Source organism: Desulfurella sp. (assembly GCF_023256235.1).
In the GTDB taxonomy this organism is placed as follows: domain Bacteria; phylum Campylobacterota_A; class Desulfurellia; order Desulfurellales; family Desulfurellaceae; genus Desulfurella.
The window spans coordinates 1-10,712 of record NZ_JAGDWY010000017.1 but is presented as its reverse complement, the minus strand read 5'-3'; the positions used below and the strand labels follow the sequence as shown (position 1 = coordinate 10,712).

The following is a 10,712-nucleotide window of genomic DNA, read 5'->3' as shown; positions in this document are numbered from 1 at the left end:
TTATAGTTTGAGAACTATTGTGTTCAATGCTCCTTATATTTGGAGAAAATTTAGTTTTTTCAGTAGAATTTGTAGAAACAGTTGCAGTTTTTGGCATAAAAAAATAATCATAAAAAACAATAATTAAAACTGTTAGTAAAACAGCAATTAAAATTCTTTTTTCGTTTTCTTGCATAATCTATTCCTCTTAAATAATGGTTTTGGCGGGTCAAACCCCCCTTGGCTCCATGGTCCACATCTTAAGATACGCCAGATAGCTAATAAAAAACCTTCAAAAAAACCAAATTTTTTTACAGCTTCTATGGCATAATTCGAACATGTTGGATAAAACCGGCAACTATTAGGAAATATGGGAGAGATAAATAATTGATAAAATCTGACTGTCTTGATAAATATCAAACTAAGAATTTTGTTTATTTTCATACGCATAGAACTTTTCAAGCAAATTTTGAAAAGTTTTGATTAACAAACTAAATTTAGCAGTTAACAAAGGTTTTCTGGCAACCATAATAATACTTGTACCAGGTTTGATATAATTTTTTGATAGCCTAATTACTTCACGCATTCTGCGTTTTGCCCTGTTCCTTAAAACAGAATTACCAATTTTTTTGCTTGCAACTACTGCAATCTTTTTAACATTTGTGCCATTGTATGCTAAAAAAATGACAAAAAAATTGGTTACATACCTATACGCATTTTTGTATAGGTATGTAAACTCTTGTGATTTATTGATACGCTCAAAATCAAATTTTAAATTGCCAATCTCTTTCTACCCTTAGCTCTTCGTCTTGAAAGAACTTTTCTACCATTTGCAGTTTTCATTCTAGCTCTAAAACCATGAGTTCTTTTTCTTGGTATATTATGTGGTTGAAATGTCCTTTTCATGAAACCTCCTTTAAACCCTGCATCATTATAAACAATAAAAATCGAAAAATCAAATATTAGTTTTTGACAAAATTGTCCTTATGTGTTAAATAAAAAATTATGTTAAAATTTTGTCAAAACAAATTTTTTTTTGAGAAAAAAATAAAAATAAGGAGTTTATATATGTCAAAAACTATGTCAATTTTAATCAAAATATGTCAAAAACTTTTATGGTAAGCTGGCTAAATTTACTTGATTCTATAGGCACAATGGCATTTGCAGCATCTGGTGCGCTTGCTGGTGTCAAAAAGCAAATGGACTTATTTGGTGTAATTGTACTTGGTCTTGTAACAGCAATTGGCGGTGGTATAGTCAGAGATGTGATTTTAAATAGCCTGCCACCATACGTATTTGTGCATAATCTAGATATAATAATAGCTATTTTAACATCCATAATTGTATTCATTGCTCCAAAAAGTATTGAAAAAAGACGAATATTTTTTTATTTTGATGCGCTAGGCCTTGGTGTATTTAGTGCAATTGGTGTATCTAAAGCGATAGACTATCATATGAGTTTTATTGGTTCTATAATATTAGGTACAATTACAGCAGTATTTGGTGGCATGATTAGGGATGTATTGCAAGCAGAAATTCCTTTGGTATTAAGAAAAGAAATATATGCTTCAGCATGCATTATTGGTACATCACTTTTTTATGTTTTACATCTGTTAAAACTCAATGCATCCATTAATTTATTTTTATGTACAATTGTAATATTTACGCTTAGAATAATTGCTTTTTCAAAAAATTGGCAATTACCACGAAAGATATTGTAGTTTACAATATTTTTTGTATATTTTTCAAAAGTAATTCTTGAGAACCAATGCTTGTATTATCTAGATGGGGTTTTTTGTATGTATATTTAACTAATTCCCAGGCGGTTTTGTCATTTAGATTTATATTAAGTATAGATTTTAAAAATTTTTTGGCTTTTAAATTGTGGATTTCGTATAAAATTTCAATACGTTTATCAAAATTTCTTACCATCCAATCAGCTGTGGATATAAACATTCTTTCGTTGCCAGTATCATAAAAGTACAAAATACGAGCATGCTCTAAAAACCTGCCAATTATGCTTTTAACAGTTATATTTTCACTCATATTTTTTACTTTTGGTACAAGAGAGCACAAACCTCTAATAATCAGATCTATTTTAACATTGGCCAATGATGCTTCATATAATTTATCCGATATTTGTTTGTCGTATAAAGAATTTAATTTTGCTATAATATGGCCTTTTTTGCCTTTTTTGACGTTTTTTATTTCATTGTCAATTAAATTTATTATTGATTCTCTTAAGTTTTTTGGTGATATTTTAATGCGTTGCCACTCAAATATATCAGAATATCCCATCATATAGTTAAATAAATTAATAATTTCCTGACCTGTTAACTCATCTTTTGTTAAATAATCTATGTCTGTGTATACAAGGGCAGTTTTTTCATTATAGTTACCAGTAGAAATGTGAGTATAACGAACAAGTTTGTTTGCTTCTTTTCTCACAACAAGCATGCATTTAGCATGTATTTTTAAGTCTAAAAAGCCGTATGTAACAATACATCCAGCGTTTTCAAGTCTTTTTGCCCATTCAACATTTTTTTCTTCGTCAAAGCGCGCTTTAAGTTCAATTACAACACTTACATGTTTGCCGTTTTTTGCAGCTTTTTCTAAAAGTTCAATAATCTTTGAATCGTCATTTGTACGGTAAAGTGTTATTTTTAAAGAAAGAACGTTTTTATCCAATACTGCTTCTTCTAAAAACTTTATAATGAGTTTAAAGTCATGATAAGGTCTGATGAAAAAAATATCATTGGATTTTAATACTTCAAAGAAACTTTTTTTTTCAATTTTTTGAAGCCACAAAGGAACAGCTGGCTTAAAGCTTTCGTAATAAAGCGATTTTTTTGTTTCTCGCATATTAAAAATAAAACTAAAATCAATAAGACCGTTTGTAATATAAATGTCGTTTTGTTCTATATCGAAATATTCGATCATTTTATCAATAAAATACCTGTCAACTTCTCTGTCAATTTCCAAGCGCACAACATTGCTTTTTTTTCTCATATCAAGATAATGTTCGATAGCTTCAAGTAAGTCTTCAGATAGTTCCTGGTGAATGGGCAAGTCGGCATTTCGTGTAATTCTAAATAAAAAATATCGCTTAATATTATAATTTGTGTATACTTTGTTTAAAAATTTTTCTACGATATAGTTTGTAGTGTAGTATACTGATTGTTTTTTGTATTTGATTTTAAATGATTTTGGAAGAACTCCAGGTATAATTAAAATTGAATAAAACAATTTAGAATCTTTTTCAAGTTCAACAAAAAAAACGGATGTCAAATTTTGTATAAAAGGTATTTTATTGATATTGTTTAGTGCCACTGGTGTCAAAACAGGAAGTATTTCTAGATAAAAAATTTCTTCAATGTAAGATAGGTATTCTTTGGCATTTATCAGTATTTTTTTAGATTTTAACAGTGGTTTAAGGTGGTTTTCAAATATTTCGTTTCTAACCTTAATTTGAGAAGATACCTTAATTGCGATTTCTTGAAGCTGCTGTCTGGGTGTTCTCATTGAAATATCAGCTACATCGTAGCCTGCATCTACCTGATCTTTTAAGCCAGCAACCCTAACCATGAAAAACTCATCTAAATTTGATGCATGTATTGCAACAAACTTCAATTTTTCAAGTAAAGGAACATTAGGATTTATTGCTTGTTCAAGTACTCTATAGTTAAAATCTAACCAACTAAGTTCCCTATTGTTGTAAATAAAATTACTCATGCTTTAGTTTTATGTATAATTTTGGTTCTATGCCAAATGTTTCTAAAAAATCAGCAGATTTATTTTTAAAGGTGAGTTCTTCTAAAAATGGTATTTTTAAGGCTATAGCAGTAATTTTAACTTGATTTTCACTGACTTCTATATCAATATCTTCAATAATTTGCATATGGCTTGCATCAAGAGCATCAGCTATTTTTAAAAGCGCAATAATTTTTTTTAATACCAAAATTTTTTCTATTGGCGCACTTAACAATTCATCTTCGGATTCAATTTTTGCTTTATTTCTGTGAAAAAGCACACTTGCTGCAACATAATCTATAATTTCTTTGTCAATACCTGGAATATTAATAGACTTTGCAATGTAATATGAGTGCTGATGGTGATTGTTTACACCAATGTAATAGCCAACATCGTGAAGTATGCATGCGCAATCTAAAATCATCTTTTCTTTTTGTGACATTGAGTGAATGTTTTTTAGTTGACTATAAAGCCTATTTGCAAAATGCAATACTTTTTTAGCGTGTTTTAAGTCATTGCTGTATTTTTGTGAGTATGCAATAACTTGATTAAGAATTTTTTTATTTACCGATTTTTCTTTAAAACTTTTTGAATAATAATTCATCAGTTGATTTGGAAATGTAGCATTTGAAAATAAAAAACCATCTAAGTTTAACATTTTTAATAAAGAAGAAAAACTACAAACAATAGGCACTATTATATTTGCATCGTTTAAAGATATACTATACATCTGAGAAATTGCTTGAGATTCGCTGGATTTAATAGACTTATATAGTGTATTTAGGGCTTTGTAAGTTATTTTATTACTTTTTGGTTTTAATACTTTTACTAAAAGATTAATAGAGCTTCCGCAACCGACCATATGTTTTATCTTATTTAATTCATTGCAATTTTGCTTTAGTGTGCTAATGATTTTTCCCATTTGCTCTTCATAGGCTTTAAATCTTATACTTGAATTTATGTCTTTAAAAAGTAAATACTGCCTGAGTGAACCAGAATTAAATACAGAATTAAATAAATCGACATCGCCAGCTTTAATGCTTATAGATAGGCTGCCACTTGATAAATAAGCTAAAAGTAAACCTTCTTGAGAAAGCTTGTCAAAATTTTTTATGTCATGCATTATACCGAGGTATTTTATATACATCTCATGTGTTTCTTCTATTATTTCAATATCAAGCTGCGTTTTTGCATTAATGTAATTTATAAAAAAATATTTATTTTGAGCATCCCTAACAGCACTTGTGCAGATAGCTTTGTAGTTGCCCCAGATTTTGTACTCGTCTAATTTTTGCGCATATTTTGATAATATTTGAGCCGTAACTTTTACTTTTTCTAAACTAATATAACCTTTTTCAAACGTATCAAGACCAAGTGCAATAGGCGTAACAATACTTTCTAGAACTCTTTCCTTTGAGTTTTTAAACTCGCTAATTTGCATGCGAATGGCGCTTGAACCAATATTTATTATGCCAAATATACCGTTTTTCATATAATTGAAACCTTTTTGCCAGTAACTTTTTCTAAAAGATTCTTTTTTGCATTTGCCGCTTTCATTTCTAAAAAAGTATCTTCGCTTGATATAGCTACAATTTTTATATTATCCTTTTCAATACTAACCTTGATGTCTTTTACAAAGCTTCTGTGACTTCTATCAAGACCATCTGCTATTCTTAAAATTGCAGCAAGTTTTTTTATTTTGTCCTTCTTTTTTTTTGAAAATGATTGGTAAAATTTATGCGATTTGTTTGGTAGACTGCCTCTGTGAAAGTAAGCAATTGTTGCTATCATGTTTTTTTGATTAATACTAAAGCCTGTTAGATCTGAATTTGTAATGAGATAATACGAATGCATATGGTGTTTTGAAAATGATATATATGTGCCAATATCGTGCAAAATGCAAGCGGCTTCGAGTAAAGCAAAATCTTTATCTTGAAGATTAAGCGTTTGTTTTAGCTGTTCAAAAAGCTTTTTGGCGAGGTCATTTACGCAAAGAGCATGTGGTTCTTCAAAGTTAAATTTATTGCCAAGCTCTATTAATCTAGAAAACTTTAAGTCGCTATCTAAAGTTTGAAATGGAAATGATAGACCAATTTTATTTAATGTGTCAATTAAAAGACCTGTTCTTAAGCCACCCATAAAAGTGTAGAAGCCTTCAACGTTATAAAAATTCATTATGCTTTCTATTACCATACAAGCAGGTAAAATTATATCTGCGCGTTTTTCTTCTACACCTTTTATTTTTTTAATATCGTCAATTTTCATTCTACGCAATGTATTAATGAGACTTTTGACATATGATCTTGGCACATACTTTGCATATGATGTAGCTTTTTTGTTTTGTGATATTTGCATATCAATATGATTTTTGCTTCTTTTTCTGTTCCGCCACTTTCACAAGTCGATAACCTCGATAACCTCGCTAACTTTTCAGCCATTAGAGCCAATTTATCTATAACCTCTTTTGATAACCCTTCGTTAACCTCGTTAACTAACCTACTCCTGTCATTGAGTATCGTGTCAATTATTTGGTTAGCGTTGTTAATAAGGTTAATCAGGTTATCGATGTTAGTTGGGTTAGTAACATTTGTAACATCCAGTTTATACCTTTCCTTTGTCTCTTTTATGAGCTGCGCTGATGTGTCAAAAATCGTAACATTTTTGTTGCCATGCCTGAAGTTCTTGCCTAAACCCATTTTTTCAATTCTTTCCCTTATCCTGCGGCTATATCTTGAAAGATTGAATTTATTGGATTCTGTGTCTATACCTTCTTCCTGAGCTACCAAATTGGATACATGCTTTAATTCAAGCGTATTTGTATTTTCATAGGAGAAAATTTCCTCAACCTTGGAAATAATAACAGCATCCAGTGTATCGATGGATGCTTCTTCTTCTATTTCTCGCTGATATTTCAGGAATTGCCATACTTCTTCTAATAATTCTCCATTATCATTTCCATAGCCTGATAGCCATTGAGCCATAGTTAGAATTGGTTCAGCCTTCTCCAAATCTCTACCTATGAGTTCAAGTTCTTCTTGTTTGTCTGTTCTCTCCTGGAACGTGTGCTTGTTGGACACTCTGTGATTCTTTATTATGTCATGGACTTCCTGCCAATGAGTGAGCATAGAAATATAGAATCTATCCCTTATCTGCTGCCATACAGGATCAGAATCTCTGACTACAGCGTTTGCTATTTCCTCCCTATTTGTTTTGAGTATCAGAAACTTGTAGGATCTGTCTCGTAGAGTATCGGAAATGTTCCTAATTCCTCCTATAACCTTAGTTGAATATGTCGGGTAAGTGACCCTTTGTGTTTTACTTCCATTTCTCTCTATACGGGATGTCTTACCATTTTTCTTATAACCAGAATTTAGAATCTGTTCTCTAGCAATTTTATCCTCATCTCTTCCACTGTTGACATTCCCCTGATTTTCGTTCTCGTCTATAACCATCATACCTTTGGTATCCTTTATGATTCTGAACAGATTGGGTGCTGTTAGCGCTACTGCCATGAAGGCATTGAATCCCAATTGCTCGTGTATTGAGCAGTCTTTTGTTTTTCCTGCTCCTTTATCTCCCGTATTCCAGTAATAGGGGACAGATTCGAAAAGCTCTGTAAAATAAGACAAGAAGTCATAAATTGCACTAACTGAGTATGCACCTGGAATTCCCCCGAAATCCATGTATTTAGTATATTGTTCTTTAGCCATTTGAAAAGCAATCCATGGATTTTCGTCAATATCTTCGGTCAGAAATCTATGAATTGCATTTATGGAAAATCTGTTATCAGGTGCCGTGTCTGGCACATCCATTAGCAGATTGCCGTATTGATTTCTGTTTTTTGAGAGAAGCACGGTTTTTTTATTGCTCATGATTACTACTACACCTTGCTCTTTCACATTCCCCAAAAAATTTCCATTCTTATCATAAATTGGCCTGTCATACCATAATGACTGAGTGATATAGGCTATACCGTTGTGAAAAGCCTGAGCGGGATTTATCTTCATAAAATTCTCTAGGTAGATATTGATACCATCTTCTGTTTTGAATGTCCTAGGAGCTATTTTATCAACTGCTTCCTGTGCTTTGACGGCGTTGATTGTTTTTCTCCTGACTTCTTCTATCCTATTCATTTCTTCTTTGATACTTTTCGAAGTGATTTTGTCCAGCTTTTCCCTTAGTTCCACGGGGAGCTGCTTTCTGTATTTTTCAACAATCTTGAATGCTCTCTTAACCTGCTTGATATTCCACTTATCTTTCTGATCAATTAGGTATTGTGCGTCCTCGCTATCTATCCCGTCAATGATTTGATCCTTCGTCTCCTTTTTCTCTTCATGATATTTGTTTATTAAGTATTCTATTCCCTTCCTCAGATCATCTAGTTGCGTCATCCTTTAATCTCTCCCTCAGGATCCTCGCTGCCGTTTCTGGTACTAGACCATATTTTCTAAACGCAACTTCCAGAACCTCCCAGAATCTTTCTCCTCTTAGCACCCCAGGGACAGCTTCAGCACAGTTAATTATCCCTTCTTTAACAGCTATATATTCGAGTACCGATCCTCCAGAGTCATGTCGGAAGCAATGCCACAAATTCCTGTCAAGATCAATCGATAAATTTAAACCTGTATCGCTTCCATGAATAGGATGCGGTCCCTGGTACTGATTCCCTGAGTGCCTGAAGTCAGAGAGGTCAATCAAATCTGCTAATGATATCCATACTACTCCTTTTCTATCTATAATGGTTCTTTGTTTTTTCTCTGTGGGTCTTACCATGAACGGTTTCAGGATTTTCAGCAGCTCCTCTTTTGTAACTGTCATGATAGGATACCCTGACCTGCTTAAGCCGTAAATAATTCCGTTAGGATGCACGGAACCTGGACCGACAGCATACCCATTTTGCCCTTTAATGTAAGCACCTTCCTTTAGGGGGATGTTTCTGATTGGAGGATCCGAGATGAGATAGACATATTGTCGATGGCATTCTCTACCAGTGGAATACCAGAAAGTCGATAACCTTTTATCGAGTTCTGCCTGGATTTCTTTTGTGTCAGCATCAACAAAGCAGCAATCTCCTTTAGGACAAAAAATACCATAATTGCCACCTTGTAGGATCCAATTGTCTATTATTTCGCTGTCGAAAGGATAATTGTTGATTGTTGTCCATCCTTTTTCAGCAGGTTCTTTGCGATTTGGCAGTAATTTAATCACTCGGAATTTAGGATGGCGAAAATCTAAAATTCTTGAATTATATATCTCTTTTAGCGGTTCTGATCCCTCCTCTGGGGTCCGTTCATCCTTTTTCATTTCTTCTTATCACCTTCTTTCCTGCTTCTAGCCCTACTTTTTTGTGCCTCCGCGACTAGCTGTTCCCACAATATCAGCCATCTGGGCTCATTCCCTTTCTTTTGCAGCTCCATCTCTAATCATCTTCCGCAACTGAATAATTAGCATCTCACCTTTTATTGAAAAATCAATGTAATCGCCAGGCTTAGCCCCGACTAGTTGTGTCCACGTATTTGGTAGTGTCGTTCTAATCACTGATCCACGAACCTTTCTACTTGAAATTTGGACCGCTTGCATATAGAGATATTTTGTTTAAAATGATATGTCTTGCGAATTAGGATAATCCGTCAAATATTTTTAGTAAATGCATCTTTAAAGGCCATTAAAATGTCTATTTTCTGCCAAAAATTTAAATATTAATTTAATATTTTTAGTCATTATTGGAGTATTATGCAAAAGTACGATACTAATAGGAGTAAAAGAGGGAGAAAGCCCATAAGTATGAGACGTAGCACTGATCAAATAAAAGAATATATTATAAACTACGTAAACGAGAAACAGATAGCTACCTCGAATGATATAATTAATCGAATGAAAGATAAATTTCATATTGCGAATTCCACGGCATATAATGAATGGAAAAAATTCAAGGATAAGGAGATTGTAAAAGCTACCGAGGATGATTTTAAGAAATTTGGCAAAAATATCAAAAGAAAAAAAAATACCAAACACTGGAAAACGTTACAAAATAGCAACGCTAGAGATGAGTTTAATATAGTTATAGACAAAATCAAGGAATCCAGCGACCTATCGGAAGTTTCTGCTTTAATTGACCTGCTTACTACAAAAAAGCTTAGAGATTTTTCCATAGGCAGGAATATTGATGATATTGATCGCTTAATTGAAATCCTGAAGGATTTCCTTCCAAACGGAAAATTCAATAAATTATTTGGGGAGTCAAACACAGGCGACTGCGTGTTTGAAATTATAGAATTTATGTTTCATATTGCCGAAAACAATCGTGAAATATTTAGTGATAAATCTGAGCCTATCGAAAAAATATTAGAAAAATTTAAGCTTAATTTTTTGGACATAGACTCAGTTCACGACAAAGGAATGAAAGGAATGACCAATTTAGTTCTATTTCTGCACAAAATTAACAAAGTTAATCTATCAACATTATTCCTAGATTTATTCAAGTTAAATATGATCAGAGAAGATGGAAATACCGATAAAATTCTAAATACGATAGAAATTCTAAGAAGATTCATGGATGGCCTTAGGAGGGCTGGTCTTTTTGATAAGATGGAATGCAATGCGTTCAAAGCTGTCTTATTTATTTCAATGGAGAAATTTAAAGAACTTTCTGAATTGAATTTGGTTAATACATATAAGTTCTCTCTTAGTACAGATGAAATAAAAAGAATTAAGGATAACAGAAAAAAAATAAATAAAGATGGTAAAGATGAAGAGTTCTTAACGATGGTATCCAAACTAAAATTCTATTTTGAGGGTTGTTAATTCATTGATGATATCCATTGATATTTTTATTTTTCATATTTACATATTTTTATATAATTTATAGACTCTTTTTGTTTAAATACTCTTTTACGATTTTTAAACAATGCATTAAATCTTTTTTAGTATGCTCCGGCCGGGATTTGAACCCGGGTCGTGAGATTGAGAGCCTCATATGCTTG

Annotated in this window: 10 protein-coding genes; 2 read left to right on the top strand and 8 right to left on the bottom strand. The window is 32.2% G+C overall.

All coding sequences use genetic code 11. The annotated features are described in order from the left end of the window. Positions 1–147: 147 nt before the first annotated feature. From yidD to rpmH, 3 genes are read right to left on the bottom strand one after another with little or no spacing between them, the layout of a single operon-like run. Positions 148–423, bottom strand: a complete 276-nt coding sequence (gene yidD, locus Q0C22_RS01715) for a membrane protein insertion efficiency factor YidD (RefSeq protein ID WP_291490365.1) — start codon at positions 421–423, stop codon at positions 148–150. After that, positions 401–733 (bottom strand): ribonuclease P protein component, encoded by a 333-nt coding sequence (gene rnpA / locus Q0C22_RS01710; RefSeq protein ID WP_291490387.1) that lies wholly within the window; start codon positions 731–733, stop codon positions 401–403. Before rnpA ends, yidD begins: the two co-directional genes overlap by 23 nt. Before the next feature lie 17 nt (positions 734–750). Continuing rightward, a complete protein-coding gene (gene rpmH, locus Q0C22_RS01705; RefSeq protein WP_291490364.1) occupies positions 751–885 on the bottom strand; it encodes a 50S ribosomal protein L34 in 135 nt (44 codons plus the stop codon). 194 nt (positions 886–1,079) lie between these two features. Between rpmH and Q0C22_RS01700 the strand changes: the two genes are divergently transcribed. Continuing rightward, positions 1,080–1,700, top strand: coding sequence for a trimeric intracellular cation channel family protein (locus Q0C22_RS01700; protein ID WP_291490363.1), 621 nt, complete (start codon positions 1,080–1,082; stop codon positions 1,698–1,700). Between the two features lies 1 nt (position 1,701). On the opposite strand, the gene ppk1 is transcribed toward Q0C22_RS01700, so the two are convergent. The 5 genes from ppk1 to Q0C22_RS01675 are packed head-to-tail and all read right to left on the bottom strand — an operon-like array spanning position 1,702 to position 9,033. After that, complete coding sequence (ppk1, locus tag Q0C22_RS01695; protein ID WP_291490362.1) at positions 1,702–3,711, bottom strand: polyphosphate kinase 1; 2,010 nt, start codon at positions 3,709–3,711, stop codon at positions 1,702–1,704. Next, positions 3,704–5,221, bottom strand: a complete 1,518-nt coding sequence (locus tag Q0C22_RS01690) for an HD domain-containing protein (RefSeq protein ID WP_291490361.1) — start codon at positions 5,219–5,221, stop codon at positions 3,704–3,706. Before Q0C22_RS01690 ends, ppk1 begins: the two co-directional genes overlap by 8 nt. Continuing rightward, the gene (locus Q0C22_RS01685; protein WP_291490360.1) at positions 5,218–6,084 is read right to left on the bottom strand and encodes an HD domain-containing protein; all 867 of its coding nucleotides are present in this window, start codon (positions 6,082–6,084) and stop codon (positions 5,218–5,220) included. Before Q0C22_RS01685 ends, Q0C22_RS01690 begins: the two co-directional genes overlap by 4 nt. Then, positions 5,991–8,120, bottom strand: coding sequence for a hypothetical protein (locus Q0C22_RS01680; protein WP_291490359.1), 2,130 nt, complete (start codon positions 8,118–8,120; stop codon positions 5,991–5,993). The genes Q0C22_RS01685 and Q0C22_RS01680 overlap by 94 nt, the downstream gene beginning before the upstream one ends. Next, the gene (locus Q0C22_RS01675) at positions 8,104–9,033 is read right to left on the bottom strand and encodes a bifunctional DNA primase/polymerase (RefSeq protein WP_291490358.1); all 930 of its coding nucleotides are present in this window, start codon (positions 9,031–9,033) and stop codon (positions 8,104–8,106) included. Before Q0C22_RS01675 ends, Q0C22_RS01680 begins: the two co-directional genes overlap by 17 nt. Before the next feature lie 429 nt (positions 9,034–9,462). Here Q0C22_RS01675 and Q0C22_RS01670 point away from each other — a divergent pair, with 429 nt between their 5' ends. Continuing rightward, positions 9,463–10,533: a hypothetical protein gene (locus tag Q0C22_RS01670; protein WP_291490357.1), complete on the top strand. Its 1,071-nt coding sequence runs from the start codon at positions 9,463–9,465 to the stop codon at positions 10,531–10,533. Positions 10,534–10,712 lie beyond the last annotated feature (179 nt).

Coding starts and splice junctions, on each gene's coding strand:
- ppk1 (WP_291490362.1), bottom strand. CDS start 3,711: ATGAGTAATTTTATTTACAACAATAGGGAACTTAGTTGGTTAGATTTT.
- Q0C22_RS01680 (WP_291490359.1), bottom strand. CDS start 8,120: ATGACGCAACTAGATGATCTGAGGAAGGGAATAGAATACTTAATAAAC.
- Q0C22_RS01675 (WP_291490358.1), bottom strand. CDS start 9,033: ATGAAAAAGGATGAACGGACCCCAGAGGAGGGATCAGAACCGCTAAAA.
- rpmH (WP_291490364.1), bottom strand. CDS start 885: ATGAAAAGGACATTTCAACCACATAATATACCAAGAAAAAGAACTCAT.
- Q0C22_RS01670 (WP_291490357.1), top strand. CDS start 9,463: ATGCAAAAGTACGATACTAATAGGAGTAAAAGAGGGAGAAAGCCCATA.
- Q0C22_RS01685 (WP_291490360.1), bottom strand. CDS start 6,084: ATGCAAATATCACAAAACAAAAAAGCTACATCATATGCAAAGTATGTG.
- Q0C22_RS01700 (WP_291490363.1), top strand. CDS start 1,080: ATGTCAAAAACTTTTATGGTAAGCTGGCTAAATTTACTTGATTCTATA.
- yidD (WP_291490365.1), bottom strand. CDS start 423: ATGAAAATAAACAAAATTCTTAGTTTGATATTTATCAAGACAGTCAGA.
- Q0C22_RS01690 (WP_291490361.1), bottom strand. CDS start 5,221: ATGAAAAACGGTATATTTGGCATAATAAATATTGGTTCAAGCGCCATT.